Here is a 26,328-nt window from a genome sequence, read left to right on the forward strand (position 1 = left end):
ACGGTGAAGGTCCATTTTGAGTCTACCATTGTATTGATAAGAAAATAGAGCTATATCATAAAAATCCTCAAGCCCTTCCATTGAAACCCGCTGGTGCCGTCTTTCTCGCTATCGGAACCTTAGGATTTTTACGATTTTTAAATGCAAGAAGATCAACATCAAACAAACTGACCACAGCCTGATTATTTCCATGTACATGGGAAATCAATCGTACAAAATCCTTTTTGTAAGGTGCTTGCGCTGTTGAACCACCAAACTCACCTGTATTTGCCAATATAATATGTTGATACATATGATATTGAAGAGCTTTCACCATACTATCAAAAGTATGGATATCTGGATTTAAAGCCGCTATCAAAAGACCATCTGTTACTTCTCTAAGATCTGCCGCTATTTCAATATCCGTCGAGTCGTAACAAATAACACCTGATAAATTTGCCGATTTATTATCGGACCCTTTAAATTCAACAACAACTTGGAAAGGCCTATGGCCTGCAATACCATTTTTGACTTCCCAAGATGTACCATGCTGTTTACCCTGAAACGCTCGAATCAAACGACGCCCCGATTTACTCTCCTGCCTCAACAACCAAACAGCACGATTGATAGGCTTATTCATATAAGCATGATTGACAAAAGTCTGGCCTGCAAAAATAGTCGCGCCTGTTTGGTCTGATAACCGTGACAATAACCACATATCATCAGGATGAATTGCTAATTCTGGAAAAACAATCAAATCTAATTTCTCTTCTGACCCATATATTTTTTCAGATGCAGCGGCTTTTGATGATAGCTGTTGAACCACCAATCGACACATGGATGCCAGGTGTGCCCTGTGCCTTGCACGATACTCAGGCCTCCAGAAGGTGGGATCTTTCGAACAGAAATCTGATGCTAAAGGCATAATAGTTTGTACAATGCCAACTTTAAAAGCTGTTAAATCACTATTTTTTTTGCTACACACAGGCAATAAATATACCGGTAGATTTGATAGCTTACCAAAATATTTTGTTAAAACATCCTTGCGTTCTTTCACTCGTTCCAGCAAATCTGATTTACTTTTAACATTATCAAAATCAGTTGATGCGGCTCCTCCTATTTCCAACCCAGGCCATTGAAGCAACCACATTATCAACTCATTCATCCAAGGTGAAATCGGGGTTTCTTCTTCTCCTAAACCGCTGCCAAGGGGCATTAAACCCATTCGCCTTTTATACCAACTCCCATTTAAACCACGGAACCTGTTGCGTTCAATTTCACGAATCGGATAAAACCGTGTTGTAAAATCCTCTTCGCCTATTATCGATGACCTCAACAACCTTCCAAGATGATATGCCCACTGCATATCCTCTTGGCACCAAGCAGGTGTCTCGCACCATGGCATCTCTTGGGATATTTTCTCCCAACTTATAGCTATTTTTTTTTCTGGGTTCTGTATACTATTCCAATCTTCACATTCTATAAACAAGCTATGCAATGATAAATGATTATCAAACTCAACTTCATCCCCCTTCGAAAGAAGAGCTTCGGCTAACTTAATGAGCGCATTTTCTTGTACAAAGGGATTCTGAGGATGATTCGTGATTGCTGCAAGAGAAATTCTTTGGGTCCCCCAACTTGACAAAGTCTTTGACTTTTTAATTGTCTTATTTGAAATAAAAAATTTCTTTTTAGTATGTTTATACCAAGATTTTTTGGGATTTTTTTTCCATTTCGCACATACATTAATAAGGGTTGGAGGGTTAACCCTCGCAATTTTATCGACCAACTTGACGGCTTTTTTGGGTTCCATACGATTAAGCCAATCACATAACCACGTATCAAAATGTGATTTTTTACCTGTTAACTGTAGGACGATTAGACCAGCGCATAAATGTTTTTCAATGTTCTTACTATGAGGTTTTTCGTATTTCAGGGCCATATGCAATATGTCATAATTCTGGAGTGCAAGGTCGTTTGATTTTTCAACAGGGTAATGCATCACCGCTAAATATAAAGAGGCCTGTTGATAAACAAACCAAGGAATATTTTCTGTCCCGACTATAACCAAGGCCAACCGTCTCAACTCATTTCTATAGCCCGCAATATCTGAATGCTCAGGATAACTTACATCACGATGAAAACCTGTTTCTATTGCACCAGCTTTCAACAGATCAGCAAGAATATAATAAGCTACTATTTTTTCGTTCTCGTTAATGTCTTGCTGTTTATAAAAAATTTTAGCTTCTAAGGCTTGCAGTACAGGAATAAGCAAATCTGGAGATGGAAACAAATCCATACCACAGCGTAATACACCTGTTAGAGCGGGGTTCTTCGCCCAGCATGCGATCAATTTACGCGCAATGGTTTCAATTTCATGATCTAAAGATTGCTGCTCACTTACCGATTGCAGGGCAACACCATCTTTTATACGTAAAACAGGATCAGCCATACTTCGTCGAAGACGAAGTACGGTCCTCAATCTGTTGGCGGCAAAGCGCTGGATAGTATCATCCCGGACATCCATTTTAGGTTTTGCGATATTTGCAAGAGGTAAATTAGAGTCTGTATCCTTACCTTCCTCAATCGTATCAGCCAACCAAAGCAGATGATCCAAATTTCCTGTAGCATTTGCAAGTGTCGTCGGGTCTGGGGCTTGGCTTATTTGTCCTTGTACGTCCCTCATAAAACGAGATGTACTTCCCTGAACAGCATAATCTTCCCAAGGAACAACCTCCGTTTTTTCTCCATTGAGAGTTAGTTTATTAGAACAGCCCTTGCAATACGCTTTCAGTTTATCCTTAAATAGATTTGTTAGCTTATCGCCTACTTCTAATGCTGAAAATTTCTTTTTAGCAGCAACCACGACCCTCATATCATCAACATACCGACAATAATCTAATAAGCGGAATGTGTCTTCACCTTCAGGTAAATCTTTTTTTATAAGGCCACCGATATCCTTATCAAACTCAAACATATAGGCGTTGGCAAAAAAGCCACCAGCCACTAAGCCTTGTGGTAACCCATCTGGTAATTGAATATTATTTATACTGTCGTCATTATTCCATTTCCATGACATAAGTTGCTTTAAAAGCTTAAAAAACGCTTCCGATTTATCCTTTAAATTTTCATCCTTACGCGTGATGTGAGTACCAAAACTTTCGATATAATCAGCACTAATTTTCGACAGTTTATTAATCAATTTGGTACGATCAATACAATCGTAAAATTTTGATAAATCTAATTTGATTACATATAATTTCTCATCAAATAGTTGACCTAAAGCATCTTGGCAGACTTGGGATGGCCTGTATAAAAATCGCTCATAGTCTTTGAAAAATTGACTATATGTAGCAGCACTACCCCAACGATAACGTGCCTGCTGTTTCCCACCAGAACGTTGAAGCCAGTCACAAAACAGCCGATTCCCATAACTATAAACGCCTTGCTCCTGGGCATCCTGAATGGTTGATTGATCTGTATTACCTTGCATAGATTCAACGGCATCCGCCAAACACAACATTGCGGCAGTAGCAAGCGACTGCTCTCTAATCCCTAAATGAGCTAATGGCCTTAGCGGTGGTCCACAAACTTCATCCTCATTTATGTCATCTTCAGATTTTGCTGGCGCATAGATCCATGATTTTGCAGATTTTTTTTCTTTTATGAATTTCCATTTAGCATTCTTCGGTGCCTGGACCAAACGCATATCGCTTTTTGGTTCAACATCACCTTTTTTAACTTCTATACACCATTTCTTCACCCAAATTGGCACCATTAAGGAGGCTTGCTCTAACTCCAAAATATCGGCATACCAATTGTGCATACGAATATAAATGTCGCACTTCTTCCAAGCTTGCGCCAGCACAGCCTCATCGCTAAGAAATTCAATATCTGGACTCAATCGACGATACTTTTGATCTACAACAGCCATAATTTTCAACCTATGCCAAAAAAATATTATCTTTTTTATTTATTGAATTCTCGCAAAATCCCACACAATACTATGAAAATAGAGTTGTATCACCTTGACTTTTTTCCACTTAACAAACGATGGTAAAAATCAACTTCAGATATAGCTCACCTCACCGCCGAAGGCACGCCCCCCATATTCAACAAATCAAACACCACCCTCGCAAACCCTGCCGCCCGCGCCGGGTCCGACAGCAGCTGCATCATCTGGTTCTTATGGGCCTCGCCGCTGTCCATCACGGCATCGTCAATGGCTTTGGGAAAGCCGCCAAGCATCGCCTGTTCGGGGGTGTTGTTGGCAATCTGCATCATCACAAGCTCGTTTTCCCTCACCTTGTCGCGAATGGTGTAGGCGTAGCTCACCATATCGTTGGTGGTGAGCTCGTCGGTGATGAAGAGTTCGTTCAGGCGGGTGATGATCTGGGAGATGAATTCTTCCTTGATGTCCTTGGCCTTGGCCGTGCCCAGACCTTCGCCCGGTTCCAGCTTAAACTCGGTGCAGTCCTCCCGGAGCTTCAAGTCCTGGCGCCTGATCTCCGAGAGCCGGTAGTGGGTGAGCATCACGCTGTTGAGGTCGATCTGATCATCATCAAGGAGGGTCTCCCGCAGCATGGGGCGCAGGTTGCGGGCGTAGAGGCTGAGCTTCTCCAGATCCTTGTCATCGTAATCTACAATCTGGGACATGAACTCGTAGAAGCGGACAAAGGTGCTTAGATCTTTTTTAAAAATCTCAAGGGCATCTTTCTCTTTCTTGCACTCTTTGAAACTGGTCTCCGCGTTGGCGATGAGGACGGGGTCTTTGGTTTTCTTGGTGCGATCAAACATCTCCTTGGCATTCTTATACGCCCCAACCGCCGACGTGTAGCGATGCTTCCAGCGCTCCACCGCAGGCTTGCAGATGTTGGCGATGGCCGCGCTGCTCTTGCTCTTCTGCAAAAAAGCCTCGCAGAACTGCTCCACCTCGTGCCAAAGGAAAATCCCGGCCTCGCGCAACTTGTCAAAGAGATCAAAAATCAGGTCCGGATTGGAGACATCCGCCAGCTCCGCCGTCTCATAGTAGGCTTGGAAGGATTCCAGGATCACCTCGGGTTCGTTGAAAAAATCAAGGACAAAGGTGCCGCTGTCGGCCTTGCCCGGATAGGTCCGGTTCATGCGGGAGAGGGTCTGCACGCACTCCACGCCCCCAAGCTTTTTGTCCACATACATGGCGCAGAGCTTGGGCTGGTCAAAGCCGGTCTGGAACTTGTTGGCCACGATCATCACCTGATAATCATCGGAATCAAAGGCCTTGCGCATATCACGCCCCTTTAAATTCGGATTCATATTCATCTCGGTGAATTTTTCCCCCAACAGCCCGTCGACGCTGGGATCGTTCTCGTTAAACTCCACCTCGGAAGAGAACGCCACCATGGCGCGGATATTTTTGTATCCCTTCTCGGCGATGTATTTGTCAAACCCGAGCTTGTACCGCACCGCCTCTTTGCGGGAGCTGGTCACCACCATGGCCTTGGCCTGGCCCCCCAGAAGCCCCATCACGTTGTTTTTAAAGTGCTCGGCAATCACCTGCACCTTTTGGGCAATATTGTAATCGTGGAGGCGCACCCACTGTCCCAGCTTTACCCTGGCTTTCTTGCTCTCCACCTCCTGATCCGAGCTCTCAATGGCAAGGGCCAGGTTGTAGGCGACCTTGTAGTTGGTGTAGTTCTTCAACACATCGAGGATAAACCCCTCTTCAATGGCCTGACGCATGCTGTACACATGATACGCCACCGGCATGTTGGTCTTGGATGAGGGTTCCGAAGGATTCGGCAAACGGCCAAAAAGCTCTAAGGTCTTGGTCTTGGGCGTGGCGGTATAGGCAAAATAGCTGAGGTTGGACGAGGCCCTGCGGGAGGCGACCACCGCATCCAGAATATCATCTGACGAGAGCGCGCCGTCATCGTCCGCCTCGGCGTCGATCATCAACACCTCTTTGAGCTGGCGCGCCGTGGCCCCGGTCTGGGAGGAGTGCGCCTCATCGGCAATCACCGCATAGTGACGTTCTTTTAAACTCACGTCGTTTTCAATGGCCTTCAACACAAAGGGAAAGGTCTGGATGGTGACAATGATAATCGGTTGAGAGTTGGTCAACGCAGCCGCCAGCTTCTCCGACTTGGACCCGTTGCCCTCCTTGTTGTTGATGCGCCCCACCACCCCGTCCACATGCTCGAACTGGTAAATGGTATCCTGAAGCTGAGCATCCAGCACCGTGCGGTCCGTGACAATAATCACCGAATCAAACTGCTTGTTGCCCGCCTCGTCATAAAGCGAGGAGAGCTGATGGGCCGTCCAGGCAATGGAGTTGGATTTCCCCGACCCCGCGCTGTGCTGAATCAGATACTTGTGCCCAGGCCCCTCACTCTTCGCCGCAGAAATGAGCTTATTCACCACGTCCCACTGGTGATACCGCGGAAAGATCATCGTCTCTTTTTTGGTTTTGCGCCCCTCCCAGTCCTCCTTCTCCTCGATCTGAAGATGCACGAACCGGGCAAGAATATTGAGAAGGTTATCGGGCAGCAGCACCTCGTTCCACAGGTACTCCGTGGCATACCGGTTCACGTCCTCGGGCACATCATTTCCCGCGCCCCCCTCCTTCGTCCCCTTGTTAAACGGCAGAAAGAAGGTCTCATCCCCGGCAAGGCGCGTGGTCATAAACACATCGTACTGACTCACCGCAAAGTGGACCAGCGCCCCCCGTTTAAAGGTGAGCAGAGGCTCCGGCTTGCGGGTCGCCGGGTCCACCGGCAACCGCGTGGCCTTGTACTGCCTGATGGCATTCTCCACCGCCTGCTTGAACTCGGACTTCAACTCCATGGTAGCCACCGGCAACCCATTGACAAACAGCACCACATCAATGCGCCACGCCTTGGCCTTCACCCCGGTCTCCGCCAGATGCGCGTCCGTTGCCCACGGGCTGTAAACCAGCTCCGGCACCACCCGAAATCGGTTCTGCTCATACCGCTTAAGCGTCTCCGGGTTCAACCCGTGCTCCGGCCGAAACTGACACAACCGAAACCGCGTCCCCCGATCCCGAATCTCATGCCGCAGCGCCCCCAACGTCCCAAAGGTCCGCATCTCCTTGTGCGCCGCATTGGGATCCGCCTTATTCAGCTGCGCAGCCACCCGCCTTGCAAAAACACCTTCAGGATCGTTGGGATACAATTTCTCATACTTCTCCCACTGCTTCCCCTGCGTCTCCTTCACAAACCCAAGCAGATCCTCTTCATAAAGCGCCAACTCACGGTTGTACCCTTCCGCCTTCCCCAACACCCAGCCGTGATCAATCATCTGGCTGATCATCTCATTCTGAAAAACAAACTCCCTGGCCTTGTCTCCACCGTAATAACTCATGCGGCATCATCCTTGTTGGTTGAAACATCAAAAGCGGAAAAAGAAAAAAGCAGCCTCCGGCGGGCAGGGGATAAATCCCCTGCACCCCAGGGTCGCGAATGCTCCCGGCCTTCGTTCCTCAGGCCGATCACATTCGCTGACGGGCTTCGCCCGTGGATAAGGTGTGAAGCATTAAACGCAGCATTTTACGTAAACGGTAACATTAAAACGCGCGTGTGGGTTTTCGCGTTACGCCAAAAGGCCCCATAGCAAACACCATGTCACCTTCACCGGCCATACCACGAAGGCCCGTAGGATGGGCAAAGCGCAGCGTGCCCATCATTGCCCCGTCAACCCTCAACGCGCAATACAACAAAACAGATCGTAGAGATGGCCATACGCATATAAGAATCAGGTTTTAATGAATCATCCATATAAAGTATGGAGCGAAGATGAGCCCAACTCAATTGTCTACGCACTGCGTAGACAATCTCATCATCGGGAACCGTCTCCAGACACGCTCAGCTTTTCGAGTAATGTTCTTCAAAGTTCCTCAAAGGTAACGAGTCTGCCCAATTTTCTTCAGCCTACCAGAATGGCTTTACCGGCTTACATGTGACATCCGGTAGGGTGTGCTTGCGCACCACGTATTCGGAAAACCATCTTCTTTTGCCATGTCTATGCTGCGCGAAGATCATCCGTACATGGGATTTCATGACCGTTACGATTCTTCGGCGGTGCGCAAGCACACCCTACCTCACACAAACCCCACGGCGCAGGGTTCATGTGGCACCAAAGGATCCCATGGCAAACACCATTTCACCGTCACCGGTCATACCACGAAGGCCCGTAGGATGGGCAAAGCGGAGCGTGCCCATCATTGCCCCGTCAACCCTCAACGCGGAATACAGCAAAACAGATCGTAGAACCGACACCACAACCCGGCGTCATCGGTTGAACCCGCGCCCGATGGCACGGCACGCCCTTTGCCATCCTACACATCACGCGGCATTCACCGTGTTGGTTTGCGCTTGCGCCGGGGCCTTCCAATTGCGAACGTCAATTTTGCCGGTGACGGCGGTGGATATGAGAGCTGTGCGGCGCTCGGTTAATGTCGTTACAACCTGTTCTGACTTATCAATTATCAAATCAAAGTGTTCTATTTTCTTTGTTATATGCTCAACAATCATTGCCTGCTCCTCCAAAGGAGGTAATGCAATAGTAAATGCTTCTATATCCGGCATATAAATCGTTTTATGTGTAGAACCCATTGTCAATCGACTCAAATCATTCTTCATCGCCTTAAGGATATAATACAAAAATAATGGCCGAATTTTTTGTCCACAAACCCAATTCGCGAAATCCTGAGTTGTGGCCATATCAACGCTCATTATTCCGGAGAATCCAACAGAAGCCGTTCTCGAAAGAATCACAGTCGATGCTGGTAATAGTCTTGCAGAAGAGTTAGCAAGTCCTATCTCACTCACCTTTTCTTTTGTTTCTTTAACGTAAACTTGCCTCCCATCACGCAGCTGCCACACATCCGCAAGTGTAAACCATGGAATAGTACAATTTTGCCAGTATTCTGCAATCCGACGACTTGGTGTGTGACCCGACTCCAGTTTAGCAATATATTTTAGTTTGCACACCACCCAATGCTCCGGCACCTCCCCCAACCACTCCACCCCCGAATCCCGCATCGGCACACCAGGATCCAACCCTTTGGTCACGGCATGGCTGATCACGGCCTGGCGTTTCTCTTTCAGCAGGGCAATGAGCGTCTGCTGTTTTTCGATGAGGGTGTCGATTTTGGCGGTTTCGTAGTCGAGAAAGGCGGCAATGCTAATTTGACCTGCTAAATCTGGCATTGAGATGGATATTTGATTTAAATGGATAGGCCCATAATGCTGAATAGTAGAGCCTGTTTGCAAAATCCGTATCTGCTCATGATAAGCCTCAGATTTTACGAAATATTTAACAAAGTCTTTCACAATACAATTTGGCTTTGGACGAAGTCTAATTAGGCCAGTATATGGTATTGCACCGACTGTACACGAATCAACTTCTGAAACAAGCCCCGTCGATGCGCTACAACTAATTATAACATCGCCAAATTGGACCTTAAACTGCTTCCATTTATTATTGGCAGTATTGGGATCAAGAAAAGTCTTATAATCATCTGTGACATAATTCTCTTTGATATTTTGAATTCTAAGTAACGGTACCCCAGAGTCAAAAAAATCTTTCGCCAAAATCCCAGGTCCTTCTTGAAAATCGACAACATATTTAAATTTCGTCAACTCCCAATACCTTGGAATACTATCTATAAATTCCACCCCCGAATCCTTATACTCCGGGTACCCCTGATATCTCCCCCCCATCACGAATGCACCTCCTTCAGCAGCTGCATAATCTCCTCACTCACCTGATCCAGCTCTTTATCGATCTCGGCCAGGTCCCGTGGGGGCGTGTACACGTAAAAGTGGCGGTTAAAGGGGATCTCGTAGCCCACGATTCCGATCTCGCCGTCCTTGTCGTCCCGCTTGGTGGCGTCGATCCAGGCATCCGGGACGTGGGGGAGCACCTCTTTGGCAACATAGGCCTCGTTGATTTCGTTGACCGTACGTGACGGATCAAGGGGCACATTTTCGTTGTCCCGGAGGTCCCCGTCGGGCTTGTACTCCACGGTGTGTCCGTCCACCTCAAACAGCCCGTACATGGGATTGGCCACGGCCTTTTTGTGCACCTTCTTGATCACTTTTGCGGCGTCGGGGTTTTTCCAGCTCACGGCAGCGGCGAGCTGTTTTTTCTCTTTGGCGTCGAGCTTGACACCGGATTTTTTCAGGGCGGCATCATATCCATTCATGTCGTCGTGCTGGTCGGTGCCCACGGACTTCTGAATCGTCTTGGCTTTCAGGAGCAGCTCTTTTTGGGCGGTCCAGGTTTTCACGTTCAGGAGATCTTTGATCTGTTTCTCTTTGAGGGTACAAAATTGTAGCTTTATCTGTCGCCGGATTTCGGCTTCGTGTTCGTTGAGTACGCCGTAGCGGGAGCAATCAAGGGCATCGGACCAATCGGTTCCGAACTCATCGTAAACCCACTTCATGGGGGCGCTTAAGGGCTTGGGGGCAAAGCGAAGCTCGCTGAGGCGCTCATCTGTAAACTGGTAGGACTCCCGCAAGGGGCGCTCGATGGTGATGCGGCGATAACCGAACTCATGGGTGGCAAAAATCTTGGCCGCAAAGGTCTTTTTCGTATCACCTTTACCATTGCCATTGGCGGGTTGGCGGCCCCGGTTGCTTTTCTGCGCCACCGGTTTGTCCAGCTCGCGGGCGTCGATCACCTCGAAGGCACCCACGGCACGGGTGATGGTGGCCATGTCGTCGTCATCCATGAGGTTGCGCTTGGAGCCCAGGGATTTTCGCATCTTGCCGCAGAGGTTCACCCCGTTCACCAGCTGAACCGTGCCCTTGCGTTCCTTGGCCTTTTTATTGGAGAGCACCCACACATACGTTGCAATCCCGGTGTTGTAGAACATGTCCGTGGGCAGGGCCACGATGGTCTCCAGAAGATCCGCTTCCAGGATATAGCGACGGATCTCCGACTCCCCCGAACCGGCCCCGCCGGTGAATAGGGGCGAGCCGTTCAGGATAATCCCGATGCGTCCCCCGCCCTCGGAGGCGTCACGCAACTTGCTGATAAGGTGAAGCAGAAAAAGCAAGGAACCGTCCGACACCCGGGGTACCCCCGCCCCAAACCTGCCGTCGTACCCTTTGAGGGTGTTCTCATCTTTGATCTCCTGCTCGATCTTCTTCCAGTCCACCCCAAAAGGCGGGTTGGAGAGCATGTAATCAAATTTATTCGCGTAGAGATGATCATCGGAGAGGGTGTTGCCCAGCTTGATGTTGGAAACCTCCTGGCCTTTGATCAGCATGTCCGCCTTGCAGATCGCAAAACTTTCGGGGTTCAGCTCCTGGCCATAGGCCCGCATCACCGCCTGGGGGTTCAGCTCGTGCACGTACTCCATTCCGGCCGAGAGGAATCCGCCCGTACCCGCTGTTGGATCATAAATCGTTCGGACAATGCCCGGCTTCGTCAAGGCCTCGTCATCATTCATAAAAACAAGAGAGGTGGTGAGCCGCACAATATCGCGTGGGGTGAAGTGCTCCCCTGCCGTCTCGTTGGACCCCTCGGCAAATCTCCGGATCAGCTCCTCAAAGACCAGCCCCATCTCGTAATTGGAGACGGCTGACGGGCTTAAATCTGCGCCCCGAACCTTTTGAACCACCTTGTAAAGAAGGTTGGCGTCGCCCAGCTGGCCTATGAACTCGGTAAAGTTGAAATATTCAAAAATCTCCCGGGCATCCTTGGAGAACCCCTGGATGTAAGATTCCAAGTTATCTTTGATCCCGGTCTCCCCCAGCTTGGAGAGGTCCATCTTGGAGACGTTGAAAAAGGACAAATCGCCCGTGGCCCGGAGGAGCAGCTTCTCTGCGGCCTCTTCCGGCAAGTTTTGCGCAAGAAGGGCCTCATGTTGGGCCAGCACAGCCTCCTTGCTCTCTTCCAGCACCCCTTCCAGGCGCCGAAGAAGGGTAAAGGGCAAAATAATGCGCCCATACTGGCTCTGCTTGAAATCCCCACGTAATAAATCAGCCAATGACCAGATGTATGCGGCCAAGTTGTTTGTTGCTTGCGTCATAACCTCTGCTTTCTTTATGAAAATATATCGGACGCCCACACGGGGCGCGGAAAAAGCCTCCGGCGGCCCTGCCGGGGGCTAAACTTTTAAAAAGTTTAACAAACAGGTTTTGCGTGGTGCCGGATCAACCGAAGATGCTCGTACGGCCATTGTGTTCGCATGCCGAGCAGCTCCACCGAAAAACCATAACGCCAAAGGCATTCTGAATCGTTAATAAAACAAGGGGAAACACGTCCATAGCGACCGCCATAGGAATCACCGATCCCACAGGAACCCCACAGTGGGCCGCGTGTTTCCCGCAAAATATGTAGTCCGTTTTATTCCGTTTGTCACCTTTATATATAGCTGTTCCCCGTGGTGGTACGCAGGACTAACCATAAACCCTTAGATGTATGGTGAAACATATCGCTGTGCTCTTATGATATCGTAAGGACCTGTCTTTGGAGCGCCGCACTCCGTGCGGCATGGGGCAAAAACCAAAAAAGCCGCACGGGAGTGCGGCGCTCCAGGGTTTTAATGTATAGCCGACCATACCGCTCCTCCAGCATGGTCGGTTCCCGTCGCGCCCGATGGGCAAAGCGTCAGCGTGCCCATCTTTTCCCGATCAACCCACATCATCCATCATCATGAAACCCTCGGCATCGCCATACCATTCCCCCGGCAGGGTCGGTCCCCCCGCGCCCGATGGGCACGGCACCACCTTTGCCCATCCTACAATAACCCGAAATACCTTCACCGGGCGCCATGTGTCACCCCGTGGGATACCTCAAAAACCCGTAGGGTGCACTCTGTGCACCATGACACATGGGAAACCGACGTTATTCAGATTATTTCGGTGGATCGGAGGGTATGGTTTTGGTGCATAAAATGCACCCTACAGGGCGAGGTTTGACCAGCCGTGGAAAGGGTAATGAGACTATCCTTTCAAGGTGGCCCACCTTGCTGCCGGAGGCCTTCACTGATACACACCACACAAAATCGAACCAACATGGGGATTTTTCAGATAAAAAGCATTGACATCTTGAAAGGATGAAACTATCGTGGACGGTAATAACTAGTTATTGACGCAATGAAGAGCGACCCGACAGGATGCTGTAACATCCTGCCAGGCCTGACCAAAACAACCTTAGTAGGAGGTCGTCATGGCTACACGGTTTTTTACACCACACCCACCCCCTTTTCAAGTCGTATTTTCCTCATCATGCGGTAACCCGCACCTTTTCACACCACATGTGTGTCGCAACAGATGGCCGCTAAAGACGTGCGTTCCTGATTAACGGGAGGGGGAAGCGCCTCTTCGGATCTCTGCGCGATCTCTCACAGGCCCGTCAGTGCTGGCGATCCACGGGTATTCTACGCCTGATCTCACCGAAGAGGCACTTTTCCTTCACGGCCTTTGTCCATGGGCACGCCTTAATATTTCGTGCCTGACCATCCACTGATTTTCCTCACGCGAAGCGTTGATTTCCTTCTTCCAAAGGAAGGAAATGAGCAAGGGACCACGGTTGCGCGTATTCTCGGGTGGAACCCTGGCTCGTCCAAGCCGGGTGTCACAGCGTAGGGTGCACTCTGTGCACCATGATGGATAGAGCGCCGCCCTTCATGATTCCCCTGATACCGGTGGATACCCGGCAACGGTTTTGGTGCATGGAATGCACCCTACGGGCTGCGGTGCTTCCAGCAAAAACGGGTTTTGCCGACGAGCATTATTCAGATCAAGCAGGGATGACGCCCTGTAGGGTGCACTTTGTGCACCATGATGGATGCAGCGACGCCCTTTATGATTCCCCTTATACGGGTGAATACCAGGCAACGGTTCTGGTGCATGGAATGCACCCTACGGGCTGCGGTGCTTCCAGCAAAAACGGGTTTTGCCAACGAGCATTATTCACGCTCAAGTTTCAAGCGCCGGTATCCGGCTCGTCCCCTGAGACGGTCCACCATGATTCATCCACCACACCAAGGAGGCTTGTCATGACCTCACCCATGTTCTCCGGGGCAGAGATCCCGGAACTTTGCGACGCCATCAAAGATATCCACCGCCTGCTGACATCCGTGGGTGTTTTTTTCAGCGAGCTGGACGGTGCCGAAGACCCCGGCGGCAACGGCCTGCAGATCGATTTCAAAAAATGGGGCATCCGCACCATCGCCGAGGATCTTCTGGCGCGGCAGTACGAGAAGATCGACCGGATTGTAGGGATTTATCAGGAAGAGCAGGAGAAGATGAAAGAGAAAGGAAGACGGAACAGATAACAGGTCATAGGTGATAGGTCATGGGGAAACAGGTCATGGGGAAAAACGGTGGGGGGCAACAGGCGAATGTCATGTGTGAGGTAACATGCTCTATTTCGTTGAAAAACATTTTATAATAACGTAAAGTCGCGGCCACATGGGTTATAGGCCCATCGGAGAAAACCGGAGACAAGGCTGGGCAGCGACCCTGTTGCCCCACTCACCCACGAATCATTCACATCGATTTTATCGAAAAAGGAGGTCTTATGACGATGCATGCAGATCAATTCAGTACCTTACGGCAAACCGACCCAATGAAACGAAGCGTTCAAAAAAATACTATGGAGTCCCATGGGCACATCAGAAACATCGGCGATCATTCGTGTAATCGCCTCCGAAAAAAACTGGATTGAAGGGGCTGCCCTTCAGCAACTGAACACCACCGCAACACTTCCCGGCATGAAGATGGCCATTGGCCTGCCGGATCTTCACCCTGGAAAAGGAACCCCTGTGGGGGCGGCCTTTTTTACCCTCACCACCCTCTACCCCTTTCTCATCGGCAACGATATCGGCTGCGGCATGGGGCTGTGGCAAACCGACCTAAAGCACACCAAAATCAAACGGGATCGCTGGGTTAAAAAACTAACCGGGCTGGATGCACCGTGGAACGGAGACCCCGCGCCTTTCCTTGATGAAGAGCGCCTGACGCCAGGCGAATGGGACCCGGCCCTGGGCACCATTGGCGGCGGAAACCATTTTGCCGAGTTGCAGACCGTCAATACCATTGAAAACGACGCACTTTTCCATAAGGCAGGCTTGTCCAAAGGCGCATTGATGCTGCTGGTTCACAGCGGTTCGCGGGGCCTTGGGGAATCCATTCTGAGGCGTCATGTGGCTGTGTACAAAAACAACGGCCTTGAAGAAGGGTCAGAAGAAGCCGCGGCCTACCTTCGGCAGCACGACCATGCCCTGGCCTGGGCGCGCGTCAATCGAGCCGTCATTGCCCATCGGTTCTTATCCGCCCTGGGCACACGGGGAAATCGCATCCTCGATATCTGCCACAACAGCCTCACACCCCAGACCATCCAGGGGCAAGCCGGTTGGCTCCACCGCAAAGGCGCAGCCCCATCCGATCAAGGACTGGTGGTGATCCCGGGCTCCCGGGGCAGCCTGAGCTACCTTGTGTTCCCCACAGCTCCCAACGAGATGCACGGGGTTTCCCTGGCCCACGGCGCAGGCCGAAAATGGAAACGAAGCGAAAGCAAAGGCCGCCTCCAAAACAGGTACACCCTGGAGGCACTGACGCAGACCGCCCTGGGAAGCCGGGTAATCTGCAAAAACAAAGCCCTGCTTTACGAAGAAGCGCCCCAGGCCTACAAAAACATCGACGTGGTGATACAGGACATGCTGGAGGCGGACCTCATCACCGTTGTGGCCACCCTGAAGCCCCTCATCACATACAAGACCCGGGAGGTGCAGGCATGAGCATCTGGATACAGATCACCGCAGGAAAAGGCCCGGCAGAGTGCGGCTACGCCGCTCACCACGTAATGAGACGATTCACCGGCGATGCCAGGGCGCGCCGTCTCAAGGTCATTCCCCTGGAGACAATCGACGGGCCCCGGCCCGGCACCCTGAAGTCGGCCCTTCTCTCCCTGGATGGCCCGGACATTGAAGGGTTTGTCGCCTCCTGGGCCGGAACCATTCAATGGATCGGGCAGAGCCCTTTTCGGCCCGGGCACAAACGGAAAAACTGGTTTGTGGGTATTTACGCTGTCACGCCCCCTGAAGAGACGGATTTTCGGGATCAAGACCTGAGGATCGACACCATGAGGGCCTCGGGGCCCGGCGGTCAACACGTCAACACATCCAACACGGCGATTCGCATCACCCACCTCCCCTCCCGGCTGGTGGCCGTGGCCCAGGAAGAGCGGTCCCAGCACCTCAACAAAAAGCTTGCCCTGGCCCGGCTGAAAGAGCTGCTTCAGGTAAGAAACGATAAGGCAAGCATGGTCGCCCAGCACGCCCAATGGGAAAGCCATACAGCTCTTGAGCGGGGCAACCCGGTTCGGGTTTTCCATGGACCGGGGTTTAAGGAAAAAAGGTAAGTTCAGGGCGGATTCTTTGCATTTGCCTATAAAAAAGCCGCACGGGAGTGCGGCGCTCCATGGTGGTGGTGCCATGCATGCCGATGGTATCCACCGCTTTGGGACGGCCCTTCATGGGTCTATCAACTCACATTGCCCATTATCAATAAACCATCGGTATCTCCACACCTACCCCGGACACGTTCGGTTTTTGCCGCGCCCGATGGGCACGGCACCACCTTTGCCCACCCTACGAATTCACGAAATATCTCGATGGATCGCCGTGTGTCATGGGTTTGTTTGTTACTTTTCAATGCACTGAAATCATTACATAGACGACAAGAAGGACGACATAGAATTTCCCGAGTTTACACCGGGACGACTTTACGATCATCTTAAAACATTGAAAGCTGAATCCCATAGCCCGGATATTTCAAGGGTGAGAAAAGCGAATAGAAAATTGTGAACTACATTTTGTGTTTTTGGAACAACGTGTTTTCTCGCAACAACCATCTAAAATAATAAATTATTATTTTGGATTCATCGTTTTCTCATAAAATATACGGGATAGGTTACCCGCGGATGGACCATGCCTGAGCTGGGCGAATACGTGTCGCCCGGATTGAGGGTGACTCCAAAGGTCATGGAGCCACACAGACAAACCCGACAACCTGAGAGGTACGTTTATGAAGATACACGGGCAAACAAACTGGATGAAGCGGCTGCTGATCGTGCTGGCGGCCCTTACACTGGTGGCCTGCGGAGACAGCGACAACGACAACCCGATCAGCACAACGCCGACATCCAAGACCATCACCGGCGTAGCGGCCACAGGAGCGGCCATGGCCAATGCAGCGGTAATCCTTGTGGACAGCCAAGGCAGGCGCCTGGCCGGCACCACCGATGCATCAGGAAAATACCGCATCACCGGTAATAACCTCACCCCGCCCTTTGCCGTCACAGTGACCGATGGGGACGGCAACAGGCATTATGCCGTCTCCATGGACGTGGGATGCATCAACGTCACCCCGTTGACCGGGGCCATCACCTCAGCCGTGCTGGGCGGTGCCGATCCGTCAACCATCATGGAAAAATTGTCGACGGTAACGGCTGCGAAGATCACCACGGCACAAAATGAACTGAAGGCGGCCATGGCCCCCCTTCTCGAAGCTTTCGGCGCCGTAGACATGGACTTTATCTGCGACGAATTCCAAGCCAACAGCCGAGGAATTGACGGCCTTTTGGATGTCATCCGGGTTGAAATCGACGGAGCCTCCGGAACCCTGACCCTGAAAACCACCACAGACCAGGTACTCATGGAGGCCAGGCTGGATGAATCAGGGGCCACAGTCACCACGCCCCTCACCCAAGGGGACCTGTCCAACATCCCCCAACTCGACAACAAAGTGTACGGAGACGGCGACTACCATGTGGTGGATTTCAATGCGTCCACCACCGATGAAATCACGGAGATGAACTGGGGCTCGGCCCGGTTTACGGCGGACGGATTCGTTACCCTCACCTTTACGCACTCCAACAAGGGAATCCCGGGGCAGGAAATCCATGACTATACCCTGGCGGACGATGGGATCCTGAGAATTGACGGAGACTCAGGCGTGGAAGGGGCCTTCAACACAGACAAATCACTGATGGTGCTGAGCGACATCCACCCAGGCGACGGGGACACGGGCGTGGTCTTTTTTATTGAGAAAGGAACCGCGACTCCGGCCATCGACGGAGACTACGCCCTGCTGTACTTTACGCGCAACAACACCGGGGAATACGAGACAGACAGCTGGCCCACGGACCTTCATTTTACCTGGGACGCCAACAACAAAGAGGCTGCCTACGTTGACGAGGGCACTCCCAGCGTGCTGAGCTACAGCCCAGACGGGTCCCTTAGCGGCCCCAACGGCCTGACCGTCTTCCCGGCATGCGAGGGTGCCATCCTTGTGGCGCCCCATGCCTCACCGGACGACCCCGGGGTCACCTTGCTGGTGAGAAAACCCACGGCGCCCTATCCGGATTTCTCGGACACCAATGTCAATGCCATGGCGGACTTCATCACCCCGGGTTTTGTCATCAACACGGAATCCGACGGCTTTACGGGGCACCGAAATAACATGAGATTGGAAAAACAGACCGATACCACCGGGGCATTAACATTGGAAAGTATCGTCACCGAGGCAACGATTCAATGCGAGAACGGGGTCTTTCAAAAGATGAATGGCGCAACTCCCGTGGAAGGGTCTTTCGGGGTATACCCCCACGAAGGGATCTTCCTATGGGTGGATGAAAAGGAGGGGGATGGCGACCACAGCTTCGGTTTCCATGTGGGATTCAGGACAAATCCATAGATTTGGGGACGCGGGGGCTCTCCTCTGAAGAGGCTCCGTAGGCGTAAACCTTTTCCAGGAGTTCCTTGCGGTTCTTGCAATCGAACTTCTGGAAAAGGCGCTGCATGTACGTTTTGACCGTGGATTCGGCGATCCCTTCGAGTTTGGCGGTCTCTTTGTAGGTTTTCCCCGCCACCACGTGGGAGAGCACCGCCCTCTCCTTCTCGGAGATGCGCTTTAAAAGCCCTTTGGGAAGAAGTTCCGCCAGAATCGATGAGGGTTCTTCGTCGCCCCGGTTCCCCTGGCGGTGGACCAGGACCTGGATCTTCAGGTGGGAAAAAAGGGCCAGGGTGAGCACCAGCACCACATTGGCCACCACGATGAGAAAGGAGAGATAGGGGCTGAAAAGAGTCACGATCAGGCTGCCGAGAAAGATCCCCCCGCACATGGCGCCCATCATGCAGAACTGTTCACTTAAGGTCCGCTTCGGCGCGATGACCAGGGCAATGACCAGCAGGTCGAAAACCCCGAATGAGGCGTAACTCGCGAACATCCCGATCTGGAGCAGCAGAAGGGAGTTAAAGGCCACCATGGAAAACGCGATGATGCCCAGAATAACGGCGAGGTAGATGGCTGCGTCATGGGATTTTTTCAGGACATACACGGTGAGGGGCAGCATCGCCAGATACGCAAAGATATAGAGGCGGCTCGTGTCCCCGGCCTCCGTAAGAGCAGGCGAGATGTACCCGTGCATGAGCCCGCCGGTGACGTAGAAAACAGCAAACAAAAGGTACACAGCCAAAAAGGGGCGCACCCACAGGACCGGAGACGACGCCGTGGACTCGGTGCGGTCCGTTGACAAACTGTCGGACGCCTGCATCCAGATTCCGGTGAGAAACATCATCACGCTGATCCCCCCCACCTTCAAGGGCAGGCCCACCGGGAGCCAGTAGATTGAAAAAGGAATCAGGTTCCCTGCAACGCAGGCAATGGCTGCGGCAAACAGGGGCTGCGGTGCTGCCCTCAAGGCATTCATCACCCCCACCACAAGGGGCGCAGCCAAGGCGCCCATGACCATAAAGAGAATGGCGGTGTGGGAGGTGACCACCAGGAGCGAGGCACTGAGCACCCCAAGCAGGGGGAAGGCGTACCGCGAGACATCATTCAAAAACGAAGCGGAGAGCCGGGAGCACAGAAAAAGGGCCGCGGAGTGAACAGACAGGAAATGGTACACATGCAGGGAATCGGCCCAGGATGGAAGCAGGACCCCTTCAAGGGGGATGGCATTGAGCCAGACCAGATAGAGGGCAAGCCCGGCCGTTGCCTTAAGAAACCCTTTATAAAACATAACGCCCCCACCAATACCTATCCGTAAAAAAACGATACGACCCTAACTCGACCCCATTGGGGCCGGGCCGGAGTTCCCCGACCGTTGTCATTGCATCGTATAAACTTAATACAAAACAAGCCGGACCTTCAAGGGCGATTTCTCTGATTTTAAATTACCGGAGATGTCGTAAGACGGTATAAATGCGGACTGTTCACACAGGCCAATGCTCAGGGTTCCATCAAGTCGGGTCAATGGGTTCCATGCATCCGGCCCGCCTCACCGGTTTGATCACCTGGCTGTAATCGGTGATCCACTCTTCCACGGTCAAAGGCTCCTGCTCATACAGGAGAGGCTTGGCCGGGCTGGGGACACGGTTCCACGGGGCCTTCTTGTCATCGGGGGTATTGTAGTTGCTGGGTGCAGGGAATTTAAACTTGTGTTTACACGCTTCACATTGAAGCCCGGACTTGTCCGGCGTGCTCACCTCCATATAATATTTATAGTGATCTCCGTGCTTTTTCATATCCCCGAAGGGACGGATACCATCGACATATGCACCCTTTAATGACGAGTAGTGCATCTTGAACCTGGCGGCAAAGACATGCCTCTCCTCTCCGTGCTTTTTCGAATCCAGATGGTAGTCCTCCTTGCTTACATCCAGTCTGAAATCATCTGTCATACCGAGGATCAGCCAGCGATTCATCAGCGCAGCAGCACGCTTGTGCTCTGAGGGGGTTTCAAACCAGGAAATGATCTCATTGAAGGGAGAGTTTTTTTTCTTTTTTCCCGTGTAGCCATTTGTAAAATGGATATCATCGCTTCCCAGCCTGGCAACGCCGAGATATTGCATATTCCCCGAGCTTGAATACGTGGGGCCCGGGATATTCTTAAAAAAAACCGTCCTGAAAAAGGGTAAGGGTTGCAGGGATAGACGTCCATTTGAATCCTCTCTTTTCATAATCCTCCCTGGATGACTCTTTGACCTTTTTGCAGGACGCAACCACCATGAACTCCACGGGCTTATCCCACGTGAATCCGTCCAGCGTCAGAGTTTTTCCGCTTTTATCGTCCTGACGAAACATCCGATGACCGTTCACCCACTCACCGTCTCCGACTTTGATGAGAGCCGTTGCGTGGATATCGTCCTCCATCAGCGTGGGATACGCATCCGCAGAGGTAAGGGAATTCAAAAAATCCTTTTCAAGGAACAGGTCTTCGTCTTTGACAAGATAATGCCCGTCGCCGTTCATTTTATACTCAGCATCCTTATACATCTTTTTTTCAAGGACGGAGAGGCATGCAGGATCGACGACATGCTCCTTGTCTGGGTCAACGGTCAGCAGGAACCATCCGTAGTCGCGGCTGTAACGTTCCATCATCTTCTTAAAATGATCATGGCTTTTGGGGTAACAGATCACTTTTTTGGTTTTCGGAGCATGGGCCACCATCACCGAAAGATAGTAAGGCACATCCTCCAGCAACCCCATGGCCTCGTATATGCCCATGGGCATCAGGTTCATAGGGAACCCCGCCATGGGTTTTAAGCCTCGCACGGTCTGGAACGCCAGTTGATAAAACGGCTCGAATACGACCCCGATCCGGCCTTTGAAGGCCCTCTCCTCATCGGTGATGAGCTCGGCCCCGACCAGGGGACGCATGATGGTTTTAAACTTGATACCCGGCTTGTTTTCATTTCCCCGGTGGAGCTGAATGGATGCCGTACAGGCTTGTGTCGCTTCTTTTTTCAGCACCACGATCACCCGCACCTGATCAAAGGGGCTTAAGGCATCAAAGTGGTCCCCATCATCCATGGGCGTTCCGTCGGGCAGGTATAAATTGGCATAGTCACTCTCTCGGCGTCGCCTTGCCATGGGGACCCAGTCTTCATCTTTTTTCTGTTCACGCCGCCGGGTGTAGATGTTCATGTACTCATAGATATCCTCACCGTATTCACCGGCACGTGTGGGCGCAAACATCTCGGATAGTCGGTTGACATCCTTTGAATCCATGGTGTGTATCGGAAAATTTTTCTGGAAATCAGACACCACATGGTCCCCGCGATGCATCATGTAGGCAATCTGGTAGGACGAGGGGATAAAAGGATCTCCGCCCCTGGAGCTCCCATGGAAGGATAGGGGCTCGGCCTGTTTCTCAGACGTACTGTCCGCCCCGGGAGGAAAATTCATACGCCCCGTGGTGCGTCCCTCACCAAGAAAGAAAAAATCCTTATCAAGAAAGAAATTTCCCCTGTAGCTAACGGACAGCACACCGTCTTCGTCCTGCTCAACGCCTTTTGTGTTCACGGCAAGCTGCCAGAACTCGGCCAGGGACGATCGTTCATGGCGCTCCAGGGGAAAGGACCACCCGTCGTTTAAGATAAAATTGGTGATGTATTCGGCAACCCGGTTCTTTTGAAGTTCATGCTGAACCCGTTCAATGGGGGACTCTTTCGGGTTTTCTCCGGTATCCCGCCAGTACTTTTCACAGGCCGACAGCTGGGCCCTGTAGAGGAGATTAAACAACCCGGCAACGGCTTCGGAACGGATACGAAAATTGGAGTCCATCAAATCGATGCTCTCAACGAACTCATCGGCGGAGAGCTTCTGGTTGTCCGCCACCTTCTCATCAATGATGAGAAGGGTATTTCCATGGGAGTTCTTGGTAAACGACTGAAGATCCTTTTCCAGGGTTTTGATCCTGTTCATCAACCCGTCAAACATCCAGTTGTCCACAACGGTAAAGGCGTTATCGTAAAGTTGAAGCCCTGCCTTGCCCAGTTCTATTGCCGCGACGAGATAAAGGGCCGGGGCAGCTGTAAGGGGGATAACAGATCCCACGCTCAGCACCGCATCAAAGACAGCCAGCAGCGCCTTCTTTTGGGTGTCATCCATCTCAAGCATCGTGGCAACGGTGAGCTTTCTCTGTTTTTCAAGGTAGTCCATCCCATCCCGAAAGCCCCCCTGGGACCAGGCCCCCTCGCCAAAATGAATATCAGACCGCCTGTTCTCGGCTTTTTTGGCTTCGTCCCCGATGTCCTGCCCTGCATACTTTTCCCCGTACCCCAGGGTGAGGATACGATCGGATAAGGCGTTCAGGTGAATCTTCTCCCCTGCCTCTTTCCGATTTTTGAGTTCGCTGACAATGGCCTGTTTCACCCCGGAGGCTCGGTTAATCGACAGCTCCAGGTTGTGTGCCGCCGACGCAGTTGAATCCGTATACCCTTTTACAAAAACAAGCCGTGAGGTGTCATTCCGGTGATCAAGGAGGTACGCAGCGGCAGCATCTACCTGCCCTTTGTGCTCGGCAGTCACCTCAAAACGGTCGCTGTCATAAAACACCTGCTGCATGGACTCTTCGGTAAAAAAAGTCTCCCCGCCCTTCTCCTCATCCTGGTCAATGAAAAAGGTCCTGTCGAAATAATCCCGCACTATGTGCTGATAATTTTTCACGGACACATCAAGGGAATCAGATGCCGCCGAATAGTCATCAATGCCTTTTTTAGCCACCGATATATTCGATGCGATCTCAACGGGCTTCATCAACCGGTTGATGGGCGTCAAAATCTTCTGGCTTGCCTCTGGAAGATCAAACCGCAGGATTTTCTGGCTCATCTTTGAGGCCAGGGAGGCGTCAAATTTATTGATCTTCTCTGCCTTTTTTAAGAACCCGCGCCCCACATAGCTCTTTTTAATCGCAGCCGTTACAGCATCTCCATCCTTGGCCCCATTGGCATAGGTCAGAAGCCTGGTCCCGTTCTCCTTGAACGCTTGCATGCTCTCCCAGGTTTTGATGGTGCTGAAGGCGAGGTTCATGGAATCAACAGTTTTAACATCCGCTACATTCATCCTGTCCTGTAAGGCCTTCCCCAAGGCAAAGGTCAAACCGGTCCCCGAATCCGAAAAAGCCACGCCATGGACCAGTTCTGCGATCTCTTTTTTCCGTTTGAGCATGGTGGCAAGCCGGTCAAATCCATTCAAGGACGCCTTTTTCGCTCCCCCCTTTTTATCATCTGCCGTTGTGTTTGCACCGATCTTCGCAAGGTGCATGTACTGATCGGGAAACTGGTTGACCAGGGCCTCCTCTACGGAAATCGGATCACACAGGATCACATCCATCTCGGTGAAATGGCTCCTCAGGGGAAACCGGACGTAATCGATAATGGTGTAACATCCGGATTCTGCGGTTCCCCGGTACCAACGGTTGGTGTCTGAATTAGGTCTCCTGCCCACATCCACTTCAACCCGGTACTGCCCCACGGGAAGGGTTTTGTCGGTGCCGTACAATACATAACCATAAAAACCTTCTGCCCCTTTAAATCTAAACACTTGGAACTTATCGTTCACCCCTTCAGTATATTTTTTCCCATTAATATAGATTGTTAGCTGAGAGTTTGCATACCTCTCATAAACAACAAAAAAAACAGCTCGAGTCTTGGGGATGACAATCCCTTTGATGCCGTGGCTGTCTTTTTTTATGGTCTTGTACCAGACTCGATACCCTTCATCGTCGTCCACCCCATCATTGGGAATGTCTTTGGGCTTTCTCAAGAGATCAAAGGAAATCTTTTGCGTCCGAAACGCCACCCTTTCCAACGCCGAATTCTGGCGGATCGCCTCGCCGATTTTTACTTTCCAATCGAAACCGTTGGTATCATATTCGTAAGCTGTAGCAGCGTGTGCCATCATCTCAGCCGGAGGCATCACCATGTGGTGGACCTCCACCAACCCGATGGGCGCCACCCCTCTGAAAGTTTTTGTCATTGGCCGGAGGGCCCCGTAACTGTTGGTTGTGCAGGCAACCAAAGGAGTTTCTTTGGGGTTGCCATTGCCGTCAACGGCATAGGTGACATTGCTGTAAACAGTCCAGTTCTTCACCGGTTCAAGCTTTGAAATAAGTTCTTCACGATGATAATATCCGGTCAAAACGATTTTTTCATGGATGGTTCCATCGATCCGCCTTTTTTTTGTCTGCACAGCCGCCTCCTTCAGATATTTATCAATGTAAGACTTTTGCAGTCAATCGGGAGCTTAGCATCAAGCACAACCTTGCCATCCGAAATACTTTTTTTTTCAAAACCGTCATAGCTGGGAACGTATATATGATAAGAGTCTTCAGAAAAAATGGCGATGTATCTATCACTTTCAAATTTAGAAATCACGTCTCCCGTTTTTGTCGAATAGACAGTAAAATAGTCTGAAAAATTTCCCCGAATAACGTATTCACCATCTGGAGAAACATCAAAACTGTACCCCCCGTCGGTTATCAACATCCTGTGCTTGGACCAGTCGGGGTTAAAAATGCAGACTCCATACGTTTCAACCAAATTTTCAGGTCTTTTTTTTAACCCGCCATGATTCAGGGGAATTGATCGTTCATATCCCCTAACGATAATCCTGTTCGTTGGAGAATGAATAAAAAAACTGTCAATGCTAAAATAAATATTATTTGACCAATCATAGGGCGTAATATTTTTGGTCTTTATGTCATATTTATAAAGCTTGGTTAACCGGTCGTTTTTTAATGTCACTCCTCCGCCGCCAAAAAAAACAATGGTTCTGCTGTCATTTTGCCACCCCATATTCCTTGATTGCCCGTGCCGGGTTATCACATCCTTTTGACCCGTCTTCAAATCGAACACCACTTTATGAAACCCATTGGGGTTATCATTCAATGTCATACAGATATACCTGTTATCTATAGAGCGCCGAGGGATATCCGCGATGATCGCATCCCCCTCAGGCGAAAGCTGAGTATTGGAAAGCACCCGTCTTAAGTCCGTTCCGTCTGTTTTTACACTCCAGACAGAATCACAGTCTGACTTTGACATATCTGAAAAAACAAACTGAATCCTCGGGCTATCAAAAATATCCGGGTCACCGTAGACCTCCTCTTTGATGTCAAAGGTCCCGTCGGGTGCTACCTCATAAAGGGCTTGGGGTTGGACAGACTCTTTTTTCGCAACGGTTTTAGCATGGCCCGCCTCTGCCCGCCTTTGGTTATCCTCGTCCCCTCCGGAAAGCAAAAAGACAAGGCCTGCGACAAAAAGGGCTACCATCGCGATTTTTTTCAGGGCATCCACCTTGCCATTTCCCATGGTTTTTCTCCTCTCTCTATCAGTCTATTCATTACATTATGATCATTCAGGTTACATTCTCTTTTAAATCAACTAAGGATCTCGTCGTACCCATCTTTGCTTTTGAAACCACTTATCTCTCATTTGAAATAGCGGGTGGTTCGCCGCGCCCGATGGGCACGGCACTGCCTTTGCCCAGCCTAACGCAATCTCAATTTATCGCCGCCGGTCGTTGGGCGTCATCCCGTTGG

At 50.8% G+C, this 26,328-nt stretch carries 12 protein-coding genes; 4 read left to right on the forward strand and 8 right to left on the reverse strand.

All coding sequences use genetic code 11. The features are described 5' to 3' along the window. Positions 1-67: 67 nt before the first annotated feature. The 4 genes from BLQ12_RS18230 to BLQ12_RS18245 all read right to left on the reverse strand — a co-directional run bounded on the left by BLQ12_RS18230 (position 68) and on the right by BLQ12_RS18245 (position 12,019). On the reverse strand, positions 68-3,913 hold the full coding sequence (locus BLQ12_RS18230) for a reverse transcriptase domain-containing protein (RefSeq protein WP_092212726.1): 3,846 nt from the start codon (positions 3,911-3,913) through the stop codon (positions 68-70). A gap of 146 nt (positions 3,914-4,059) precedes the next feature. Beyond that, positions 4,060-7,341: a type I restriction endonuclease subunit R gene (locus BLQ12_RS18235; RefSeq protein ID WP_092212728.1), complete on the reverse strand. Its 3,282-nt coding sequence runs from the start codon at positions 7,339-7,341 to the stop codon at positions 4,060-4,062. A gap of 980 nt (positions 7,342-8,321) precedes the next feature. After that, positions 8,322-9,656 (reverse strand): restriction endonuclease subunit S, encoded by a 1,335-nt coding sequence (locus tag BLQ12_RS18240; RefSeq protein WP_175469921.1) that lies wholly within the window; start codon positions 9,654-9,656, stop codon positions 8,322-8,324. Positions 9,657-9,700: 44 nt separating this feature from the next. Next, positions 9,701-12,019: a type I restriction-modification system subunit M gene (locus BLQ12_RS18245; protein ID WP_092212732.1), complete on the reverse strand. Its 2,319-nt coding sequence runs from the start codon at positions 12,017-12,019 to the stop codon at positions 9,701-9,703. A 1,974-nt stretch (positions 12,020-13,993) separates the two neighbouring features. On the opposite strand from BLQ12_RS18245, the gene BLQ12_RS18250 reads away from it, so the two are divergent. The 4 genes from BLQ12_RS18250 (at position 13,994) to BLQ12_RS18265 (ending at position 18,695) form a co-directional block, all read left to right on the forward strand. Next, positions 13,994-14,272 carry a hypothetical protein gene (locus BLQ12_RS18250; RefSeq protein WP_092212734.1) on the forward strand — a complete coding sequence of 93 codons (279 nt, stop codon included), beginning with the start codon at positions 13,994-13,996 and terminating at the stop codon, positions 14,270-14,272. A 330-nt stretch (positions 14,273-14,602) separates the two neighbouring features. Next, on the forward strand, positions 14,603-15,736 hold the full coding sequence (locus BLQ12_RS18255) for an RNA ligase RtcB family protein (RefSeq protein WP_092212736.1): 1,134 nt from the start codon (positions 14,603-14,605) through the stop codon (positions 15,734-15,736). Continuing rightward, on the forward strand, positions 15,733-16,359 hold the full coding sequence (gene prfH / locus BLQ12_RS18260) for a peptide chain release factor H (RefSeq protein WP_092212739.1): 627 nt from the start codon (positions 15,733-15,735) through the stop codon (positions 16,357-16,359). Before BLQ12_RS18255 ends, prfH begins: the two co-directional genes overlap by 4 nt. Before the next feature lie 665 nt (positions 16,360-17,024). Beyond that, positions 17,025-18,695: a hypothetical protein gene (locus BLQ12_RS18265; protein WP_139164024.1), complete on the forward strand. Its 1,671-nt coding sequence runs from the start codon at positions 17,025-17,027 to the stop codon at positions 18,693-18,695. Here BLQ12_RS18265 and BLQ12_RS18270 read toward each other — a convergent pair. The 4 genes from BLQ12_RS18270 to BLQ12_RS18285 all read right to left on the reverse strand — a co-directional run bounded on the left by BLQ12_RS18270 (position 18,679) and on the right by BLQ12_RS18285 (position 26,098). Then, entirely contained in the window at positions 18,679-20,022 is a 1,344-nt protein-coding gene (locus BLQ12_RS18270; protein ID WP_092212743.1) for a helix-turn-helix transcriptional regulator, read from the reverse strand. The two genes, BLQ12_RS18265 and BLQ12_RS18270, sit on opposite strands and share 17 nt — an antisense overlap. A 220-nt stretch (positions 20,023-20,242) precedes the next feature. Then, the gene (locus tag BLQ12_RS18275; protein ID WP_175469922.1) at positions 20,243-20,962 is read right to left on the reverse strand and encodes a hypothetical protein; all 720 of its coding nucleotides are present in this window, start codon (positions 20,960-20,962) and stop codon (positions 20,243-20,245) included. Beyond that, on the reverse strand, positions 20,892-24,977 hold the full coding sequence (locus tag BLQ12_RS18280) for an OmpA family protein (protein WP_092212747.1): 4,086 nt from the start codon (positions 24,975-24,977) through the stop codon (positions 20,892-20,894). Before BLQ12_RS18280 ends, BLQ12_RS18275 begins: the two co-directional genes overlap by 71 nt. Before the next feature lie 11 nt (positions 24,978-24,988). Further along, a complete protein-coding gene (locus BLQ12_RS18285; protein WP_092212749.1) occupies positions 24,989-26,098 on the reverse strand; it encodes a hypothetical protein in 1,110 nt (369 codons plus the stop codon). Between the last annotated feature and the right edge of the window lie 230 nt (positions 26,099-26,328).

This window comes from Desulfoluna spongiiphila (genome assembly GCF_900101345.1).
GTDB classification, from domain to species: domain Bacteria; phylum Desulfobacterota; class Desulfobacteria; order Desulfobacterales; family Desulfolunaceae; genus Desulfoluna; species Desulfoluna spongiiphila.

What these genes read in the sequence shown, in the direction of transcription:
- BLQ12_RS18250 (WP_092212734.1), top strand. Translation starts at nt 13,994, where the DNA reads ATGACCTCACCCATGTTCTCCGGGGCAGAGATCCCGGAACTTTGCGAC.
- BLQ12_RS18275 (WP_175469922.1), bottom strand. Translation starts at nt 20,962, where the DNA reads ATGAAAAGAGAGGATTCAAATGGACGTCTATCCCTGCAACCCTTACCC.
- BLQ12_RS18255 (WP_092212736.1), top strand. Translation starts at nt 14,603, where the DNA reads ATGGGCACATCAGAAACATCGGCGATCATTCGTGTAATCGCCTCCGAA.
- BLQ12_RS18245 (WP_092212732.1), bottom strand. Translation starts at nt 12,019, where the DNA reads ATGACGCAAGCAACAAACAACTTGGCCGCATACATCTGGTCATTGGCT.
- BLQ12_RS18270 (WP_092212743.1), bottom strand. Translation starts at nt 20,022, where the DNA reads ATGTTTTATAAAGGGTTTCTTAAGGCAACGGCCGGGCTTGCCCTCTAT.
- BLQ12_RS18285 (WP_092212749.1), bottom strand. Translation starts at nt 26,098, where the DNA reads ATGGGAAATGGCAAGGTGGATGCCCTGAAAAAAATCGCGATGGTAGCC.
- BLQ12_RS18265 (WP_139164024.1), top strand. Translation starts at nt 17,025, where the DNA reads ATGAAGATACACGGGCAAACAAACTGGATGAAGCGGCTGCTGATCGTG.
- BLQ12_RS18230 (WP_092212726.1), bottom strand. Translation starts at nt 3,913, where the DNA reads ATGGCTGTTGTAGATCAAAAGTATCGTCGATTGAGTCCAGATATTGAA.
- prfH (WP_092212739.1), top strand. Translation starts at nt 15,733, where the DNA reads ATGAGCATCTGGATACAGATCACCGCAGGAAAAGGCCCGGCAGAGTGC.
- BLQ12_RS18235 (WP_092212728.1), bottom strand. Translation starts at nt 7,341, where the DNA reads ATGAGTTATTACGGTGGAGACAAGGCCAGGGAGTTTGTTTTTCAGAAT.